17 protein-coding genes are annotated in these 19,268 nt (G+C 74.0%); 11 read left to right on the top strand and 6 right to left on the bottom strand.

The window, feature by feature from the left end; translation table 11 throughout:
• Window positions 1–177: 177 nt before the first annotated feature.
• From infB to IEW03_RS09065, 11 genes are all read left to right on the top strand, one after another.
• Entirely contained in the window at window positions 178–3,006 is a 2,829-nt protein-coding gene (infB, locus tag IEW03_RS09015; protein WP_188523333.1) for a translation initiation factor IF-2, read from the top strand.
• Between the two features lie 79 nt (window positions 3,007–3,085).
• A complete protein-coding gene (gene rbfA / locus IEW03_RS09020) occupies window positions 3,086–3,529 on the top strand; it encodes a 30S ribosome-binding factor RbfA (protein ID WP_188523334.1) in 444 nt (147 codons plus the stop codon).
• On the top strand, window positions 3,526–4,488 hold the full coding sequence (gene truB, locus IEW03_RS09025; RefSeq protein ID WP_188523335.1) for a tRNA pseudouridine(55) synthase TruB: 963 nt from the start codon (window positions 3,526–3,528) through the stop codon (window positions 4,486–4,488). Before rbfA ends, truB begins: the two co-directional genes overlap by 4 nt.
• A gap of 94 nt (window positions 4,489–4,582) precedes the next feature.
• Window positions 4,583–5,557 (top strand): bifunctional riboflavin kinase/FAD synthetase, encoded by a 975-nt coding sequence (locus IEW03_RS09030; protein ID WP_188523336.1) that lies wholly within the window; start codon window positions 4,583–4,585, stop codon window positions 5,555–5,557.
• A 283-nt stretch (window positions 5,558–5,840) separates the two neighbouring features.
• Window positions 5,841–7,718 (top strand): peroxidase family protein, encoded by a 1,878-nt coding sequence (locus IEW03_RS09035; protein ID WP_188523337.1) that lies wholly within the window; start codon window positions 5,841–5,843, stop codon window positions 7,716–7,718.
• Window positions 7,719–7,755: 37 nt separating this feature from the next.
• On the top strand, window positions 7,756–8,964 hold the full coding sequence (locus IEW03_RS09040; protein WP_188523338.1) for a winged helix DNA-binding domain-containing protein: 1,209 nt from the start codon (window positions 7,756–7,758) through the stop codon (window positions 8,962–8,964).
• 168 nt (window positions 8,965–9,132) lie between these two features.
• Window positions 9,133–9,402 carry a 30S ribosomal protein S15 gene (gene rpsO / locus IEW03_RS09045; protein ID WP_188523339.1) on the top strand — a complete coding sequence of 90 codons (270 nt, stop codon included), beginning with the start codon at window positions 9,133–9,135 and terminating at the stop codon, window positions 9,400–9,402.
• A gap of 237 nt (window positions 9,403–9,639) precedes the next feature.
• Complete coding sequence (locus tag IEW03_RS09050) at window positions 9,640–11,883, top strand: polyribonucleotide nucleotidyltransferase (RefSeq protein ID WP_188523340.1); 2,244 nt, start codon at window positions 9,640–9,642, stop codon at window positions 11,881–11,883.
• A gap of 7 nt (window positions 11,884–11,890) precedes the next feature.
• Complete coding sequence (locus IEW03_RS09055) at window positions 11,891–13,219, top strand: M16 family metallopeptidase (RefSeq protein ID WP_188523341.1); 1,329 nt, start codon at window positions 11,891–11,893, stop codon at window positions 13,217–13,219.
• 59 nt (window positions 13,220–13,278) lie between these two features.
• Window positions 13,279–14,052 carry a 4-hydroxy-tetrahydrodipicolinate reductase gene (gene dapB / locus IEW03_RS09060; protein WP_188523342.1) on the top strand — a complete coding sequence of 258 codons (774 nt, stop codon included), beginning with the start codon at window positions 13,279–13,281 and terminating at the stop codon, window positions 14,050–14,052.
• Window positions 14,049–14,564, top strand: a complete 516-nt coding sequence (locus IEW03_RS09065; protein WP_229737855.1) for a hypothetical protein — start codon at window positions 14,049–14,051, stop codon at window positions 14,562–14,564. The genes dapB and IEW03_RS09065 overlap by 4 nt, the downstream gene beginning before the upstream one ends.
• Window positions 14,565–14,635: 71 nt before the next feature.
• On the opposite strand, the gene IEW03_RS09070 is transcribed toward IEW03_RS09065, so the two are convergent.
• From IEW03_RS09070 to IEW03_RS09095, 6 genes are all read right to left on the bottom strand, one after another.
• A complete protein-coding gene (locus tag IEW03_RS09070) occupies window positions 14,636–15,817 on the bottom strand; it encodes an MFS transporter (protein WP_188523343.1) in 1,182 nt (393 codons plus the stop codon).
• Between the two features lie 58 nt (window positions 15,818–15,875).
• Window positions 15,876–16,385, bottom strand: a complete 510-nt coding sequence (locus IEW03_RS09075) for a GNAT family N-acetyltransferase (protein ID WP_188523344.1) — start codon at window positions 16,383–16,385, stop codon at window positions 15,876–15,878.
• Between the two features lie 103 nt (window positions 16,386–16,488).
• The gene (locus tag IEW03_RS09080) at window positions 16,489–17,232 is read right to left on the bottom strand and encodes a PKD domain-containing protein (protein WP_188523345.1); all 744 of its coding nucleotides are present in this window, start codon (window positions 17,230–17,232) and stop codon (window positions 16,489–16,491) included.
• A gap of 180 nt (window positions 17,233–17,412) precedes the next feature.
• Window positions 17,413–18,060 (bottom strand): DUF6318 family protein, encoded by a 648-nt coding sequence (locus IEW03_RS09085; protein ID WP_188523346.1) that lies wholly within the window; start codon window positions 18,058–18,060, stop codon window positions 17,413–17,415.
• A 139-nt stretch (window positions 18,061–18,199) separates the two neighbouring features.
• On the bottom strand, window positions 18,200–18,520 hold the full coding sequence (locus tag IEW03_RS09090) for an AzlD domain-containing protein (RefSeq protein WP_188523347.1): 321 nt from the start codon (window positions 18,518–18,520) through the stop codon (window positions 18,200–18,202).
• A complete protein-coding gene (locus IEW03_RS09095; protein ID WP_188523348.1) occupies window positions 18,517–19,248 on the bottom strand; it encodes an AzlC family ABC transporter permease in 732 nt (243 codons plus the stop codon). Before IEW03_RS09095 ends, IEW03_RS09090 begins: the two co-directional genes overlap by 4 nt.
• Between the last annotated feature and the right edge of the window lie 20 nt (window positions 19,249–19,268).

A 19,268-nucleotide genomic window follows, 5' to 3' on the forward strand; every position in this document is an offset into this window, starting at 1 on the left:
TCCGGTCGGCGCCGCACGGCGCCGGCCCTCGCGACCGAGCACGCTCGGCCGCACCCAGACGAAGTCGACAAGGAAGCGGGTCAGAAGCCGATGGGCACCCGATGAGTCCCGTGCGATGAGTACTCGATACGAATGACGGTCCTCCCTGTCTCGCAGGAGGGCCGAGACAGGAGAGATGTGGCGAAGATCCGCGTTCACGAGCTGGCCAAGCAGCTCGGGGTGGAGAGCAAGACCCTGCTGGCGGAGCTGAAGTCGGCCGGGGAGTTCGTCCGGTCGGCGTCATCGACGCTCGAAGCACCGGTCGAGCGCATGATGCGCGACAAGCACAAGGACGCCGCGCCCGCGGCGAAGCCGGCGCAGCAGTCCGCGACGCCCGCGACCCCGGCGAAGGCGGCACCCAAGCCCGCGCCGAAGAAGGTCGCCGAGCAGCCTGCCGCCCCGGCTCCCGCGGCCGAGACGCCGTCGGCCACGCCGGCGGCGGAACAGGCCCCTGCCCCGAAGCCCGCCGCGGCCGCCAAGCCCGCGGCCGCGCCGAAGCCCGGCGCACCGACCCCCGGACCGCGCCCCGCGGCGCCGAAGCCCGGCGGGTCGTCGCGTGACGGCGGCCGTGACGGCAAGGGCCGTCAGGGCACCCCGCGTCCCGGCAACAACCCGTTCGCCTCCAGCCAGGGCATGCCCCGCGGCGGGCAGCGCGGCGGTGGTGGCGGCGGCGGCACCCCGCGTCCGGGCAACAACCCGTTCGCCTCCAGCCAGGGCATGCCCCGTCCGGGGCAGCGCCCCGACCGCGGCGGGGAGGCCACGCAGGAGCGTTCCGGCGGCCCGCGTCCGGGCGGCCCCCGTCCGGGCGGTCCCCGTCCGGCGGCGCCGCGTCCGGGTGGCCCCCGTCCCAACCCGGGCATGATGCCCGGCAAGACCTCGATGCCGCGTCCGGGCGAGCGCCCGGCTCCCGGCGGCGGCGGTCGCGGCGGTGGCCGCGGTGGCGGCCCCGGCGGCGCGCCCGGTGGTGGCGGCGGCTTCCGTCCCGGTGGCGGCGGCGGCTTCCGCGGTCGCGGTGGCGCCGGTCGTGGCTCCACGCAGGGTGCGTTCGGCCGCGCAGGCGGCCGTCCGGTCCGCGGGCGGAAGTCGAAGCGGGCGAAGCGCCAGGAGTTCGAGCAGATGCAGGCGCCGTCGCTCGGCGGCGTGCAGGTCCCGCGCGGCAACGGCCAGACCGTCATCCGCCTGCGTCACGGCTCGTCGCTGAACGACTTCGCCGACAAGATCGACGCCAACCCGGCGTCGCTCGTCACGGTGCTGCTCCACCTCGGTGAGATGGCGACCGCGACGCAGTCGCTCGACGAGGACACCTTCGCGACCCTGGGCACCGAGCTCGGCTACCAGATCGAGATGGTCTCGGCCGAGGAGGAGGACCGGGAGCTGCTCGGTTCCTTCGCCATCGACCTGGCGGCCGAGGAGGCCGACGAGTCGGACGAGGACCTCATGGCCCGTCCGCCGGTCGTCACCGTCATGGGTCACGTCGACCACGGAAAGACCAAGCTCCTCGACGCCGTCCGCTCCACGGACGTCGTCGCCGGCGAGGCCGGCGGCATCACCCAGCACATCGGTGCCTACCAGGTCCACGCCGAGCACGAGGGCGTCGACCGGGCGATCACCTTCATCGACACGCCGGGTCACGAGGCGTTCACCGCCATGCGTGCCCGTGGTGCCAAGGTGACCGACATCGCGATCCTCGTGGTCGCCGCGGACGACGGCGTGATGCCGCAGACGATCGAGGCGCTGAACCACGCCCAGGCGGCCGACGTGCCGATCGTGGTCGCGGTGAACAAGGTGGACAAGGAGGGGGCGAACCCCGACAAGATCCGCCAGCAGCTCACCGAGTACAACCTGGTGGCCGAGGAGTACGGCGGCGACACGATGTTCGTGGACGTCTCCGCGCTCCAGCGCAAGGGCATCGACGAGCTGCTCGAGGCCGTCCTGCTCACCGCGGACGCGGCGCTCGACCTGCGGGCGAACCCCGACAAGGACGCTCGCGGCGTGGCCATCGAGGCGAACCTCGACAAGGGCCGCGGCGCCGTGGCGACCGTGCTGGTCCAGTCGGGCACGCTGCGCGTGGGCGACGCGATCGTCGCGGGCACGGCCCACGGCCGCGTGCGCGCCATGTTCGACGAGCACGGCGAGTCCGTGAAGGAGGCGGGCCCCGCCCGTCCGGTGCTCGTGCTCGGTCTCGCGTCGGTGCCGAGCGCCGGCGACACCTTCCTGGTGGCGCCGGACGAGCGCACCGCCCGGCAGATCGCGGAGAAGCGCGAGGCCGCCGAGCGTGCCGCCCTCCTGGCCAAGCGCCGCAAGCGCATCAGCCTCGAGGACTTCACGAAGGCCGTCGAGCAGGGCAAGGTCGAGACCCTCAACCTGGTCCTCAAGGGCGACGTGTCGGGTGCCGTCGAGGCGCTCGAGGACGCGCTGCTCAAGATCGACGTGGGCGACGAGGTCGAGCTGCGCGTCATCCACCGCGGTGTGGGTGCCATCACGCAGAACGACGTCAACCTCGCCACGGTCGACAACGCCGTGATCATCGGCTTCAACGTCAAGTACGGCGAGCGGGTCGAGGAGCTGGCGGACCGCGAGGGCGTCGAGGTCAAGTTCTACTCGGTCATCTACCAGGCGATCGAGGACGTCGAGGCGGCCCTCAAGGGCATGCTGAAGCCGGAGTACGAGGAGGCCCAGCTGGGCACCGCGGAGATCCGCCAGGTCTTCCGGTCCTCGAAGTTCGGCAACATCGCGGGCTCGATCGTGCGGTCCGGCACGATCCGCCGCAACACCAAGGCCCGCGTGCTGCGCGGTGGCAAGGTCATCGGGGACGACCTGACGATCGAGTCGCTGCGTCGCGAGAAGGACGACGTCACCGAGGTCCGTGAGGGCTTCGAGTGCGGTATCGGCCTGGGGTCGTTCAACGACGTCACCGAGGGTGACATCATCGAGACCTTCGAGATGCGCGAGAAGCCGCGCTCCTGACGGTCACCGTGCGACGGCGCCCCGCTGCCCGCCCCGAGCGGGCGGTGGGGCGCCGTCGTCGTCGAGGAAGGAAGAGGACATGGCCGACCGGCCCGAGAACCCGCGCGCCCGCAAGCTGGCGGACCGCATCAAGGAGATCGTCGCGCAGATGCTCGACACCCGAATCAAGGACCCGCGCCTGGGCTTTGTCACGGTGACCGACGTGCGCGTGACGGGCGACCTGCAGAACGCGTCCGTGTTCTACACGGTGTACGGCAGCGACGAGGAGCGGGCGGGGACGGCGGCCGCGCTGGAGAGCGCCAAGGGCGTCATCCGCTCCGAGGTGGGCAAGCAGACCGGCGTGCGGCTCACGCCCGCGCTCGAGTTCCACCTGGACTCGATGCCCGAGTCGGCGGCTTCGCTCGACGCGGCCCTCGTCGAGGCCCGGCGCAAGGACGCGGAGCTGGCCGCGCTGCGCGAGGGCAAGTCGTTCGCGGGGGAGGCGGACCCGTACCGCAAGCCCGAGGACGAGACCGAGGGATGACGACCGCGGATCCCGGTCGGCCGCCGCGGCGCCCGACGGCACCCGACGGCCTGCTGGTGGTCGACAAGCCGGCCGGCTGGACGAGCCACGACGTCGTCGGTCGCTGCCGGCGCCTGGCCGGGACCCGCAAGGTCGGGCACGCGGGCACGCTGGACCCCATGGCGACGGGCGTGCTCGTCGTCGGGGTCGGGCGGGCCACCAAGCTCTTGACCTACGTCGTCGGGGCCGACAAGGCCTACGACGCGACAGTCCGCCTCGGCGTCCGCACGACCACCGACGACGCCGAGGGCGAGGTGCTCGCGGCGGCCGGGGTCGGCGACGGGGTGGCCGGCGACGACCTGGCGCGCGAGGTCGCCGCGCTCACGGGCGACATCGCGCAGGTGCCCACGACGGTCAGCGCGATCAAGGTGGACGGGAAGCGGGCGTACGCGCGCGCCCGGGCCGGCGAGGACGTCCAGCTGGCGGCCCGGCCGGTGACGGTGAGCCGCTTCGACGTCCTGGGCTCGCGCGCCGCCGTCACGGACGCGGGCGTCGCCGTGCTGGACGTCGACGTCCACGTCGTGGTGTCGTCCGGCACCTACGTGCGGGCGCTCGCCCGCGACCTGGGCGCCGCGCTCGGCGTCGGCGGACACCTCACGGCGCTGCGCCGCACGCGGGTGGGGGGCTACGACCTCGCCCAGGCCCGCACGCTGACCGAGCTCGAGGCCCAGGCCGACGCCGACGGCGTGCTCGCCACGCTGCCGCTCGCCGACGCGGCGCGGGCGACGTTCCCCGTGCGCGACCTGACCGCGGACGAGGCCCGGGCGCTCGGCTTCGGCCAGTGGGTGCCCGCCAGCGGCGAGCGCGGCACCGTGGCCGCCATCGGGCCGGACGGCGTGCTCGTCGCGCTGCTGGAGGACACCCGCCGCCGGGGCGAGGCGCTGGCGAAGCCGGTGCTCGTCCTGGCCCCCGCGGCCTGAGGGAGGCGGACGGGCTCGCGGGACTATCCTGGACCGTTGGCGCCTGCGACGGGCGCCGACCACGATCAGCCATCGACGAGACGGAGCGCGACGCGTGCTGGTGTTCACGGACCTGGAGCAGGTCCCGGGCGGCTTCGGACCGTCGGTCGTCACGATCGGCAACTTCGACGGGGTCCACCGCGGGCACCAGGCGGTGCTGGAACGGCTCGTGCGGCTCGCGCGGGCGGACGGCCGGCAGGCCGTCGCGCTGACGTTCGACCCGCACCCCGCCGTGGTGCACCGCCCGGACTCCGCTCCCGACCTGCTCACCGGCCTGACTGACCGCCTGGACCTGCTCGCGCGCACGGGCCTCGACGCGGTGCTCGTCGCGCCGTACACGCTCGAGCTGGCGGCGCAGACGCCGGAGGAGTTCGTGACCCGGTACCTCGTCGACGGGCTCGGCGCCCGGTCCGTCGTCGTCGGGCACGACGTGCGCTTCGGCAAGGGCAACGTCGGCACGCTCGCCACGATGGTCGAGCTGGGGCGCGAGCACGGGTTCGAGGTCGTGGCGATCGACGACGTGGGTGACTGCCTGCCCGCCGCCGACGGCGCCGGCCAGCGCTGGTCGTCGTCGGCCGCCCGCGCGCTGCTCGCCGAGGGCGACGTGGCGCAGGCGGCGGAGATCCTGGGCCGCCCGCACCGGGTGCGGGGCACGGTGGTGCACGGCGACGCCCGCGGGCGCGAGCTCGGGTTCCCGACGGCCAACCTCGGCGGCATCGAGGGGATGGTCCCCGCGGACGGCGTGTACGCCGGTCGGCTCCTGCGGCCCGGCCTCGCCCAGGCCGAGCCCGGTCACCCGGACGCCGACCTCCCCGCGGCGATCTCCATCGGCACCAACCCGACCTTCGACGGCGTCGAGCGACGCGTCGAGGCGTACGTCCTGGACCGCACCGACCTGGACCTCTACGGCGAGCCCGTGGTGCTCGAGCTGGTCGAGCGGCTGCGCCCGACCCTGCGGTTCGACGGCATCGACCCGCTCGTCGCGCAGATGCGGACGGACGTCGACCGCGCCCGCGCCATCCTGGGCTGAGCCGACCCGACCGCCGACCGCCGCGACCCGGCGGGTGAAGTCGGCTCGGGCGTGTCACGAACAGGCCCGGAGCGTCCTCCTTCGCGATGTGGGCCAGGTGAGGCCTGGCCCCGGGACCGCGGTCCCGGTCGCGACTCCGGTGCGTCGCACCCTGCCCCCCAGCAGCGGCGCCCCGGCCAGCCGCCCACCCGGTCCGGGCCGTCACGACGGCGGCCCGGACCCGGACGAGACGCGCCGGCTCCTCGCTCCGGTGCGTGGTGACCTCTCGACGGGAGGCAGGGCCATGGCGGCTCAGCAGCAGAACCTCAGCAAGAGCTCGGCCGGACGCACGGTGCGCGGCGTCCGCCACGGCAGCGCCGTCGCGCCCGTCGCGGCGGCGGGAGCGGCGCTGGACCCCCGGACGTCGGCGGCCCCGCTGCTGCCGGACACCGCCAAGGCGGTCTACGACGACATCGCCGACGGCACCTTCGACGCGACCACCCCGTTCGCCTACCTCTTCGACGGGCTGCGTGACGACCCGACGGCACACCTCCCGTCCGGCGCCGACGACGTGCCCCGGGTCCTGGCTGCGCTGGCCGCGCTCGGCGACGCGATGGTGGAGCCCGCCGGGCCCGACCCGGCGCGCGACTCGGTGGTCCCCGCGGTCTACACCTACTGGGGCCAGTTCATCGACCACGACATCACCCTGAACACGGGCGGCCGCGACTCCACGGGTGACCCCGGCGACGGCGACGTGATCCTGGGGGACATCGTCGACGAGCCCTTCCGCGTGGTGCCGCCCGACGTCGTCGTCAGGTCGCTGCACAACGGGCGGCACCCGGCGTTCGACCTCGACAGCCTCTACGGCAGCGGGCCGGTCCTGCCCGGCGAGCCGGGCCGGGGGAGCACCCGCAGCGAGGCGTCGTACGCCACCGCCGACCCGGTCAAGCTCGCGCTGGGCCGGGTGCCCACGGACCCGATCCCCGGTTTCGAGCTCGTCGAGCCCGGCGGCGACCCGCAGCGCGACCTGCCGCGGTTCTCCGCCGAGGAGGTCGCCGGCCTCGTGGGGGCGCCGGAGCTGTTGCCGAAGGCGGGCGACCCCAAGATCCCGGACGCGCGCAACGACGAGAACCTCGTCGTGGGGCAGTTCCAGGTGGGCATGATCCGCTTCCACAACGCGGTCGTGGACTGGGTCCGCGAGAACGAGCCGGCCCTGGCCGACGACCGCGCGGTCTTCGACCGGGCGCAGCAGCTGGTGCGCTTCCACTACCAGTGGCTGGTGCTCCACGACTACCTGCGCACGCTGACGACGCCGGGGGTCCTCGACCAGGTGCTGCTCTCCGAGTCGTCGCTGTTCGACCCGCCGCACCCGATCGCCATGCCGCTGGAGTTCGCGACCGCGGCCTACCGGTTCGGGCACTCGATGGTCCGCGGCGCGTACGACTTCAACGTCAACTTCACCAGGGGCGGCGCGGGCGGCGTCGCGACGCTCGCCCAGCTCTTCCAGTTCACGGGGTCCGGGGGCCTCGGGGCGCCGTCCGGGGCGCGGGGCGACGTGCTGCCCTCGAACTGGCCGCTCGAGTGGGCGCGCTTCGTCCGCAAGGGCGACCCGGCGACGGCGCACGCGGCCCGCAAGATCGACCCCTTCCTGGCCGAGGGGCTGGCGGACCTGCGCAACGAGGGCAACGACCCCGCGCTGGCGGACGAGGTCGCGCGGATGCTCAAGCACCTCGCCCGCCGCAACCTCGTGCGCGGGTACTGGCTGTCCGTCCCCACGGGGGAGCGGGTGGCCCAGGAGCTGGGTGTCGCCCCGCTGACCCGCGCACAGCTCACGGCGGGCGCGGCCCCCGAGGTCGGGGCGGCGCTGGACGAGCTCGGCGGCACGCCGCTGTGGTACTACGTGCTCAAGGAGGCGGAGGTCGAGGGCAACGGCCACTTCCTCGGCGAGGTGGGCAGCCGGATCCTCGCGGAGACGTTCGTCTACCTCCTGCGCCAGGACGAGGGCTCGTTCCTGCGCGCGGTCCCGGAGGTCTGGACGCCGGCCGGCGGCGTGCGGTTCGCGGACGGGCGGATGATCACGACGCTGCCCGACCTGCAGCGGTTCGCGGGGACGCTCCCGCTGCCGGACGGGACGTTCCGCCAGGTCGACGGGCACCCGGCGGGGCACGACGGCGACGCCTGAGCCTCCGGGCCGCGGACCGCGGCGGTAGCCTCGGCGGATGGCCGCCGAGGTGTCGAGACGGGACGTCGTGGCGTTCCGCCTGGGTGCCCACCACCTCCTCGAGCGGGCGAGCGGCGACGAGCCGGGCTCCACGGGCCTGCTCGACACGGCCGGCCGGTGCGGCATCCAGGACAGCCCGCCCGGCTCGGCCCTGCTCGCCCTGCACGCCAGGGTGGCGGGGGTGACGCGGGAGCGGGTGGACACGGCCGTGGCCGAGGACAAGGCGCTCCTGCGGACGTGGTCGCTGCGCGGCGCGCCGTACGTCGTCCCGACCCGGGACGCGCCGGTCTTCACCACGGGCGTGCTGCCGCCGACCGAGGAGGCGATGCGGCAGGTCGTGCTCGGTGCCGGCCCGTCGCTGGACAGGCTCGGGATGAGCCTGACCGAGACCGTCGGGCTGTGCCGCGCGGAGGTCGCCGACGTGCTCCACGGTCGCCGGCTCGACGTGGGCGAGCTGGGTGCCGGGCTCGCCGCTCGGGTCGCCGCACGGCTCCCGCCCGCCCGGCGTGCCGTCTGGGACGAGGAAGGCCCGTACGCCGCCGGCCAGCCGCTCGGCGAGGGTGTGGTCCACTTCTGCCTGCGCATCCTCGCGCTGCAGGGGGTGGTCTGCTTCGCACCGCGCTCCGGGAACAGGTCACCGTTCGTCCTGGTGTCCGAGTGGCTGGGGCGCGCCCTGCCGGGCGCCCGTCCCGAGGACGCGCGCGCCGAGCTGCTGCGCCGCTACCTGCGGTGCTACGGACCGTCGACGCGAGCCGACTTCGCCGCGTGGGTGGGCGTGCGCGCCGGCGACGTCGGCCCCTGGTGGGACCTGGTCGCCGACGAACTCGAACCCGTCGGCGTCGACGGCCGCGCGGCGTGGGCCCGGGCCGTCGACCTGGACGCGCTGCGGTCGGCGCCGATGCCGCGCGGGGTGCGCCTGCTCCCGCCGGGCGACCCCTACACCCAGGCCCGCGACCGGGGGACGATCGTGGAGGCGAGCCGGCACCGGGACGTGTGGAGGACGGTGGGGTCGCCGGGCACGGTGCTCGTGGACGGTGAGATCGCCGGGACGTGGCGCCCGCGCAAGAGCGGGCGGAGGCTGACCGTCTCCGTCGCCACGTTCGGCGGGCTGCGGGAGCGGGACGCGGCGGCGCTGCGGGCGGAGGCCGACCAGGTCGCGACGTTGCGGGGCGCGTCGTCGGCGGTCGTCGAGATCGACGACGCCTGACGGGCGGGCCCGAGCGGCCCCGGTGAGCCCCGGTGAGCTCTGAGGGGCACCGGTCCGGCCGGCGGCGCCGCGCTGGTAAGATAGCCGGGCCGTCTGATCGGCCGCGGATCCAGAGCGCCCGGTGAACAAGTCCCGGAGCACCGCGCAACGACACACCGAAGGAGAGCCATGCCGCTCGACGCTGCCACCAAGCAGTCCATCATCACCGAGTACGCGACTCACGAGGGCGACACCGGCTCGCCGGAGGTGCAGATCGCGCTGCTCACGCAGCGCATCAACGACCTCAACGAGCACCTCAAGGACCACAAGCACGACCACCACTCGCGTCGTGGCCTGCTGCTCCTCGTGGGCCAGCGCCGTCGCCTGCAGGCCTACCTGCAGAAGACCGACATCGAGCGCTACCGCGCGCTGATCCAGCGCCTCGGCCTGCGCCGCTGACCTCACAGACCAGCCCGGTCCCTGCGCAGGGACCGGGCTGGTCTGGTGTAATGCCATTGTCCTGTGGCGGGTGACCGCCCGACCACACCACCACCGCGCGGCCGGTATCTCGTCCGGTCCTCGGTAGTGGCCTCCCGAACCCGCCGCGAGCTCCCTTCGGAGCGCGGCGGGGATCCGTGGGCCTCGATCGAAGACCGCCGAGCCGTGGCCGCGCCCTCGAGATCAAGGAGGGCACCCGTGGAGGGTCCCGAGATCCAGTTCGCCGAGGCCGTCATCGACAACGGCCGCTTCGGCACCCGCACCGTCCGCTTCGAGACGGGCCGCCTCGCCCGCCAGGCCGCCGGCTCCGTCGCCGCGTACCTGGACGGCGAGACGATGCTGCTGTCGGCCACGACGGCCGGCAAGCACCCCAAGGAGCAGTTCGACTTCTTCCCCCTCACGGTGGACGTCGAGGAGCGCATGTACGCCGCGGGCCGCATCCCCGGCTCGTTCTTCCGCCGCGAGGGCCGTCCCTCGACGGAGGCGATCCTCGCCTGCCGCCTCATCGACCGCCCGCTGCGCCCCCTGTTCGTCAAGGGCCTGCGCAACGAGGTCCAGGTCGTCATCTCCGTGATGGCGATCCACCCGGACGACGCCTACGACGTGCTGGCGATCAACGCCGCGTCCGCGTCGACGCAGATCTCCGGCCTGCCGTTCTCCGGCCCGGTCGCCGGTGTGCGCATCGCCCTGATCGACGGCCAGTGGGTCGCGTTCCCGAAGCACTCCGACCTGGAGCGGGCCGTGTTCAACATGGTCGTCGCGGGCCGGATCGTCGGTGACGACGTCGCGATCGCCATGATCGAGGCCGAGGCCACCGACGACGCGTGGAAGCTCATCAAGACCGAGGGCGTCTCCGCGCCGACCGAGGAGGTCGTCGCCGAGGGCATCGAGGCGTCGAAGCCCTTCCTCAAGGCGCTGTGCGAGGCGCAGGCCTCGCTCGCCGCGCAGGCCTCCAAGGAGGTGCGCGAGTTCCCGGTCTTCCCCGAGTACCAGGACGACGCGTACGCCGCCGTCGAGTCCGCCGTGGCCGCGCCGCTGCGCGACGCCCTGGCGATCGCCGACAAGCAGGACCGCGAGAACCGCCTCGACGAGCTCAAGGCCCAGATGCTGGGCGAGCTCCAGGACGGCTTCGACGGTCGCGAGAAGGAGCTTTCGGCCGCGTACCGCTCGCTGCAGAAGCAGCTCGTGCGCCAGCGCGTGCTCACCGAGGGCGTGCGCATCGACGGTCGTGGGCTCGCGGACATCCGCACCCTGTCGGCCGAGGTCGAGGTCCTCCCGCGCGTGCACGGCTCCGCCCTGTTCGAGCGCGGCGAGACGCAGATCCTCGGCGTCACGACGCTGAACATGCTGCGCATGGAGCAGCAGATCGACTCGCTCGGGCCGGTCACGCGCAAGCGCTACATGCACAACTACAACTTCCCGCCGTTCTCCACCGGAGAGACGGGCCGCGTCGGCAGCCCGAAGCGCCGCGAGATCGGTCACGGCGCGCTGGCCGAGCGGGCGCTCGTGCCCGTGCTGCCCAGCCGCGAGGAGTTCCCCTACGCGATCCGCCAGGTGTCCGAGGCGCTCGGCTCCAACGGCTCGACGTCGATGGGCTCGGTCTGCGCCTCGACGCTGTCGCTGCTCAACGCCGGCGTGCCGCTGAAGGCCCCGGTCGCGGGCATCGCGATGGGCCTCGTCTCCGACACGGTCGACGGCGAGACCCGCTACGCCGCGATGACCGACATCCTGGGCGCCGAGGACGCGTTCGGCGACATGGACTTCAAGGTCGCCGGTACCCGCGAGTTCGTCACCGCCATCCAGCTCGACACCAAGCTGGACGGCATCCCGGCCTCCGTGCTCGCGGCCGCGCTGGGTCAGGCCCGCGACGCGCGCCTGACGATCCTGGACGTCATCGCCGAGGCGATCGACGTGCCGGACGAGATGTCCCCGAACGCCCCGCGCGTCATCGCGGTGAAGGTGCCGGTCGACAAGATCGGCGAGGTCATCGGGCCCAAGGGCAAGATGATCAACCAGATCCAGGAGGAGACGGGCGCGGACATCTCCATCGAGGACGACGGCACCGTCTACATCGGCGCCACCGACGGCCCGTCGGCCGAGGCCGCCCGCGCGGCGATCAACGCGATCGCCAACCCGCACGTCCCCGAGGTGGGCGAGCGGTTCGTCGGCACGGTCGTCAAGACGACGTCGTTCGGCGCGTTCATCTCGCTCTCCCCGGGCAAGGACGGTCTGCTGCACATCAGCCAGATCCGCAAGCTCGTGGGCGGCAAGCGCGTCGAGAACGTCGACGACGTGCTGTCGATCGGCCAGAAGGTCCAGGTCGAGATCGGCGAGATCGACCCGCGCGGCAAGCTGTCGCTGGTCGCGGTCACCGAGGACGACGACAAGGCCGACGAGTCCGCGCCGGCCGAGGCCGCGGCGTCGGACCAGCCGGAGGCCTGACGCTCCGATGACCTGGCACCTTCCGCTCGTCCCCGCGGGCGAGCCCGGTGCCGACCTCACCGCCGGGCAGGACGGTGCGACGATCCGTCGCACCGTCCTGCCCGGCGGTGTCCGTGTGCTCACCGAGCAGATGCCGGGCCTGCGCTCGGCGACGGTGGGCGCATGGGTCGGGGTCGGTTCGCGGGACGAGTCCGACGGGCACTTCGGCTCCACGCACTTCCTCGAGCACCTGCTCTTCAAGGGCACCCGGCGGCGCTCCGCCCTGGACATCGCGGAGGCCTTCGACGCGGTGGGCGGCGACGCGAACGCAGCCACGGGCAAGGAGCACACCTGCTACTACGCCCGGGTGCTCGACACCGACCTCCCGATGGCGGTCGACGTCATCGGCGACATGGTCACGTCCGCGCGCCTCGACGGCGACGAGCTCGAGACCGAGCGCGGCGTCATCCTCGAGGAGCTCGCGATGAGCGACGACGACCCGGGCGACGTCGTGCACGAGGAGTTCTCCGCGGCGGTGCTCGGCGCCCACCCGCTCGGCCGCCCGATCGGCGGCACCCCCGACACGATCCGTGCGGTCCCGCGGGACGCCGTGTGGGAGCACTACCGCTGGCACTACCGTCCGGAGACCCTCGTGGTCGCGGCCGCGGGCGGGGTCGACCACGACGCGCTGGTGGGGCAGGTGACGGACGCGCTCACGGGCGGCGGCTGGGACCTGGACGCCGGGGCGCTGCCGCGCGACCGTCGCTCCGACGCGCCGGAGTCGGCCGGGGTCCCGGCCGAGGGCGTCGCGCTGACGGTGCGCCGTCAGGTCGAGCAGGCCAACGTCATCGTCGGCTCCACGGGGCTGGCGGCCACCGACGACCGGCGGTTCGCGCTGTCGGTGCTCAACGCGGTGCTGGGCGGCGGGATGTCGTCGCGGCTGTTCCAGGAGATCCGGGAGCGGCGCGGCCTCGCCTACACCACGTACTCGTTCGCGTCCGGGCACGGCGGGCTCGGGACCTTCGGCCTGTACGCCGGCTGCTCGCCGGCGAAGGTCGACCAGGTGACGGACCTGCTGGTGGCTGAGCTGGAGCGCCTCGCGGCGGACGGCATCACCGACGCCGAGCTGGAGCGCAGCATCGGGCAGCTCTCGGGCGGCCTCGTGCTGGGCCTGGAGGACTCGGGGTCGCGGATGAGCCGGCTCGGCAAGGCCGAGCTCGTCTACGGTGAGCTGCTGAGCGTGGCCGAGTCGCTCGAACGCGTCCGCGCGGTGACCGCCGACGACGTGCGCGAGCTCGCGGTGGACCTGGCGTCGCGGCCGCGGTCCGTGGTCCGCGTGGGCCCGTTCGGCGACTGACCGGCCCGGCCCTGCCCTCCAGCGGCCGGACCGCGTCCGAGACACACGACGGGAGAGACATGACTGACACGATCCGGGTGGCCGTCCTCGGCGCAGCCGGGCGCATGGGCGCCCAGACCTGCGCGGCGGTCGAGGCGGCCGACGGGCTGGAGCTCGTCGCCCGCATCGACGCGGGCGACACGGTCGACGCGTCCACGCTGGCCGGTGCCGACGTCGCCGTGGACTTCACCGTCCCAGCGGCGACCGAGGCCAACGTCCACGCGGCGCTCGACGCCGGCGCGCACGTCGTCGTGGGCACGACAGGCTGGGACGACGCCTCCCGCGGGCGCGTGTCCGAGCACCTCGAGCGGGCGAACGACGGCCGGCCGGCCGGCGAGGGCCTCGGGGTGCTGATCGCCCCGAACTTCGGGCTGTCCGCCGTGCTCGCCATGACGTTCGCAGCGAAGGCCGCACGCTACTTCGAGTCGGCCGAGGTGGTGGAGCTGCACCACCCGGACAAGATCGACGCGCCCTCCGGCACGGCCCGGCACACGGCCGCGGCGATCGCCCGCGCACGGACGGAAGCCGGGCTGGGCGCGATGCCGGACGCCACCGAGACGGGCCACGAGGCTCGCGGGGCGGACGTCGACGGCGTGCGGGTGCACGCCGTGCGGCTGCGGGGCCTCGTCGCGCACGAGGAGATCCTCCTCGGCAACGCCGGCGAGCAGCTCGTCATCCGGCAGGACTCGTTCGACCGGGCGTCGTTCATGCCCGGGGTGCTGCTGGCGGTGCGCGAGGTCGGCTCCCGCCCCGGGCTGACCGTCGGCCTCGAGAACGTCCTGGACCTCGGGTGAGCGCAGACCGTCCGGGCGCGACGCCGGACCCGGGAGGCCGGGCACCCGCCCGCCGCCGGCTGCCGCGCGGGCTCGCCGGCGCGCTGGCGGTCACGGCGCTGCTCGCGCTGTACGTATGGCAGATCGCCGGTCGCGGCTGGTCGATGGTCGCTACCGGCGAACCGGTGCTGATCGGCATCGGTGTGGCCGTCCTGGTGATCCCGCTGCTGGTCATCGTGCTGATCGCGGTGGAGTACCGGCTCGCCACCCGCGTGCAACGCATGGCGGACGCCCTGGCCGCGGCGGGCGAGCTGCCCGTCGACGACCTGCCGCGCTCGCCGGGAGGGCGCATCGACCGCGGCGCGGCCGACGCCGCCTTCGAGGAGCGTCGTGCCGCCGTCGAGCGGGCTCCCGACGACTGGAAGGCGTGGTACCACCTGGCGTTCGCCTACGACGCCGCGAGGGACCGCCGTCGGGCTCGCGGCGCGCTGCGCAAGGCCTCCGCGCTCTTCCCGGGGTCCCGGACCGACTGAGACCGCGCCGACCGAGGCCCGGTGAGGGCCGGACGGTCGACGGGGTGCGGTCGTCAGGGCTGTCAGGGCTGTCAGGGCTCGCGGGGGAACGCCCGTCGCGCGACGAGGACGGCGACGCAGGAGGCCGCGACGATCGCCGCCCCGGCGAGCGCCAGCGCACCGGGACCGGGGCCGGCGACGATCACGGCCCCGGCGGCCGCGCCGAGGCCGATCCCGAGGTTCGAGGTCGCGTTGACGAAGGCGCCCGCCACGTCGGCCGTGGCGCCCTGCGTGCGCAGCGCGGCGGCCTGGAAGGTCGCCGGGATGGCACCGAAGGCCGCCAGCCACACCCCCGCCGCGACGAGCACCCCGACCGTCGCGGGCAGCGCGAGCGCCACGGCGACGAGCGCGACGGCGATGGTCGCCATCGCGGCGAGTGTCAGTGCCCGGGGCGTGCGGTCCAGGTAGCGCGCCGCGGCCCACAGCCCGACGAGGCCGAGGGCCCCGAACACCAGCAGGGCGGGGCCGACGGCGGCCTCCGACAGCCCGGCGGCCAGCAGGATCACCGAGATGTAGGTGTAGACGGTGTACTGCCCGCCGAACAGGACGGTGTTGGTGCCGACCACGATCCCGAGCCGCTTCCGGCCGGCGCGGGCCCCGGACCGGTCCCGCGGGGGCTCCGGCTCGACGGCGACGGCGGGCAGCAGCCGCGCGACCAGCAGGGCCGTGGCGGCGCAGACGGCGCCGAGCAACGCGAACGACCAGCGCCAGCCCACCGCCGCCCCGAGCGACGTGGACAGCGGCACGCCGAGGACGAACCCGATGGTGCCGCCCGCCGTGACGAGCGTGAGCGCCCGCCCGGTGTACAGCGGGCTGACCAGCCGCGCCGCGTAGGCGATCGACACCGAGAAGAAGACGGCGTGCCCGAGGCCGCCGAGCGTGCGGGCCACCACCAGCATCGCGTACGACGGCGCCACCGCCACGAGCACGTTGCTGATCGAGTAGATGCCGAGCGTCACCAGCAGCAACGGCTTGCGGGGCACCGCCCGGGTGGCGACCGTCAGCGGGACGGCGAACGCCGCGACCACGAACGCGTAGACGGTGACGAGCAGGCCGGCCGTCGACTCCGTGACGTCGACGCCGCGCGCCAGCTGCGGCAGGAGGCCGACCGGCAGCACCTCGGTGGTGATGGCGACGAAGTTGGCGACCGCGAGGACGGTGATGCCGGCGGCGGCGTCCCGCACGGTCCGGGTGGGTTCGGGGGAGCGGGGCACCGCCTCATCCTTTCATCCGCCCTCGCGCGGGGCGTGGCCCGCTCGTCCTCCGAGAAGGTCAGACGGCCGCGGACCAGCGGTGCTCGACGACGTCCCGCACGCCGGTGGCGAGGACGCGCTCCGTGCCGTCGGGTCCGAGGCCTGCGGAGGAGAAGAACCGCTCGCGCGCGGTGTCGTCGTCCATGATCCACGTGACGATCTGCTCCGCGCCGTCGGTGCGGAGGCGGTCGACGGCGGCGGCGAGCAGGCGCGACCCGTGGCCGCCCCGCTGGTGGTCGGGGTGGACCTCGAGAGCGAGGAGCTGGCCGGGCGCGACGGCTGCGAACCCGACGACGTCGGGCCCGTCGAGCGCGACCAGCACGGCGAAGCCCGGGCCCGGGGGCGAGGTGATCGCCTGGGCCCAGCGGGCCTGCATCGCGTCGGTGTCGAGTGCGTCGATGACGCCGTCGCCCAGCGCCACCTCGTGGGTGTCGCGCCACGCGGTCACCTGGACGCGGGTCATCGGGGCTTCGTCGCCCGGGACGGCCGGTCGGACCGAGACGTCGGCCGTCTCGCGGAAGAGTGCCATCCCGTCACCCTAGTGCCGGCCGACCGTCGCCCGGGCGGGGCGTGGCGTCGTCGTCCGCACGCCTCCTCGTGACGATCCCGTCGGCGCGCCGAGGGCCGCAGGGCTACTCGTCGACCGGATCCTCCACGAGGCGGGTGCGGGCCTCGTGGATGGTGATCTCGTCGGTGCTGGTCTCGGTCGTCGCGGCCCCCGGGACGTCGGTCCAGGTGGCGGTGCCGGCGATCCGGAACTGTCCGGCCCAGGTGGTGTCGAGGGTGATGGTCGCCGTGCCGGGGGCGGAGTAGGTGTGCGCCACCGTGTGGTTCGGGTACGGCGCGCCGGGGGTGTCGGTGACGAGCGGGCGGGTGCCGTCGTCGTAGTCCCACGAGTACTCCGCCGGGACGGCGCGCAGCGTGACCGGGACGCCCAGGAGGGTGGTGTCGAACTCCTGCGGGGTGTCCTCGGTGTACGTGATGGTGTCGACGTTGATGAGGGTCCAGCCGTCCGGCGGCTGCACGTGCAGCGGGGAGGGCCGGATCTTCAGGGACGCGAACTCGCGGGCTGCCGCCTCGGCCAGGTCGGCCGGGGAGACGCACTGCTCGTCGCCGGCGATGGTGGCGGGCCCCAGCTCACCGGTCTCCGGGTCGCGCTCCGCGCGGAACAGCGCCTCCATCGCGAACTGGTCGTTCTCGCACTCGATGCCGTCGTAGCCGACCCGGGCTTCCGGGCGGGCGCACGCCGCGGCGAACTGGGTCTCGGCCGATCCTGTGAGGCCGAGAAGCTCGCACATCTCGGGCGTGGCGCGCCAGTACACCCACTTCGACGGGGCCGACTCCTTGCCGGGGTTCGAGCTCGAACCCTCCAGCAACTCGTCCTGCTGTTCGAGCGCTTCGACGTTTACCGTCTCCTTCTCCTGATCTGTGTGTCCGGAAAAGTCATCGGAACTCCGTGCGGCACCCAGGGGTGCAGCAGAGGCGCTTGGTATACCGAGAGGTGCGACGAGCAACAGAATTGCTAACCAGGGAACCATGCTTCGACGAATCACGACTCAGTCCTCGGGAACGTCGGCGACTTCGACTATGACCCAGTCGTCTCCCATGAGGCCGACCTCGATCCGGCTGGCGTAGCGAGCGGTGTCGGTACTGAAGATCGTGTCGCCTGCCTTGTCGGTGACGCGAATCGCCGCTTCTTCGACATCAGCGTCCACCGGCCAGATTCCCGTGGCCTCGTCGCGCTGATACTTCTTTGTGACTTTGGCGGTGACCTCGCCACCTTCGAAGTGGTCATCTTCTTTGACGATCCGCTTCGCTTGTCCAAGTGCCGACTCGCAATAGCCGCAAGTCTTGTGGGACATAGCCTTCCATTCCGAGGTGTCGCCGGTGGACAGCGTGTAGGAGCGCAGCGAGAGGAAGTACTCGGCTGCGGCCGCGGCGCCGTCAGCGTTCTTCTTGTCCATCGCCGCCGGGCGCTCGGGCTTCTCGACGCCCTCTTCGGTGGCGCTGGGCGTGGGGGAGGCGCTGGTCTCCTCGGGCGGAGCCGTGGTCGTGGTGCCCGGGTCCTCCTGCGGAGTCTCCGCTCCGGAGCAGGCACTGAGCAGGCCCACGGTGAGCAGGGCGGCCACCACGGTGGCGGAGGGTCGGGCCGACCGGCGTGCGGCGTTGCCGGTCGTCGAGGTGGCGCGTGCGGCGCGGGTCATGCGGTCCTACTCCCGGGGCGTCGTCGGCTCGGTGCGACGCGTGCGGCCGCAGCGGCACGAGAGTAGCCCGGGTCACACGTACGCGGCGAAGTCCCAGGCCAACCCTGTGGAGAACCCGGAGCGGGCGTCGCGGTGCGGCTCAGCCCCAGCCCAGTGCCCGCAGCCCGGCCGCGGTGGCGGCGGCGAGCACGACCACCAGGATGAACGGCGCGCGCAGGGCGAGCGCGAGGGCGGCCACGGCGAGCGCCGGGAGCCGCGCGTCCACGACCACGGCCTGGCCGTCCGCGAACGTCTGCACCACCACGAGGGACACGAGCAACGCCACGGTGACCAGGGTCGAGGTGCGCTGCACGCGCTCGGCCGCGAGCCAGTGCTCGGGGATGAGGTGGCCGGCGAGCTTGAGCGCGAAGCAGGCGAGCGACGCGACGAGCACGGTCGCCCACAGCAGGGCCGTCGTCATTGGGCCTCCTCGGGGCGCCCGCCGTCGCCGTCCTCGCGCTCGGGCCGGCCGGTCGCCGGGCGCGACACGAGCCCGACGACGATGGCGACCGCGGCGGCCGCCAGCACCGGGAGGCCGGCGGGGACGAGCGGGATCAGCGCGAGCGAGACGACGACGGCGAGCGCGGCCACGACCTGCGCCCGCCGGGCGGCGAGCCGTGGCCACACGAGGGCGAGGAACGCCGCCCCGGCGGCCGCGTCCAGACCCCAGGCGCGGGGGTCGCCGAGGGCGTCGCCCGCGACGGCACCCAGCAGGGTGAAGGCGTTCCACAGCACGAAGACGCCGATGCCGGTCGTCCAGAACCCCGCGCGGACGGCGGCGGGCGTGCGCTGGCCGACGGCGACCGCCGTGGACTCGTCGATCGTCACCTGCGCCGCGGCCAGCCGCCGCCACCCGCGGACCTGCAGCAGCGGCGACACGACCGTGCCGTACAGCGTGTTGCGCACGCCCAGGAGCGTCGCCGTCGCCACCGCCGCGAACGGCGAGCCGCCCGCGGCGACCACGCCGATCAGCGCGAACTGGGAGCCGCCGGAGAACAGCAGGAGGCTCAGGGCCATCGTCTGGGGCACGCTCACGCCGGCGACCACGGACAGGGCGCCGAACGAGATCCCGTACAGGCCGGTCGCGATCGCGACCGACGCGCCCTGGCGGACGGCGGCGCGCACCTCCGGGTCCCGTCGTCCTGTCACGAGCGCCAGGAAACCACGGG

This window comes from Isoptericola cucumis, assembly GCF_014635665.1.
GTDB lineage: Bacteria > Actinomycetota > Actinomycetes > Actinomycetales > Cellulomonadaceae > Isoptericola > Isoptericola cucumis.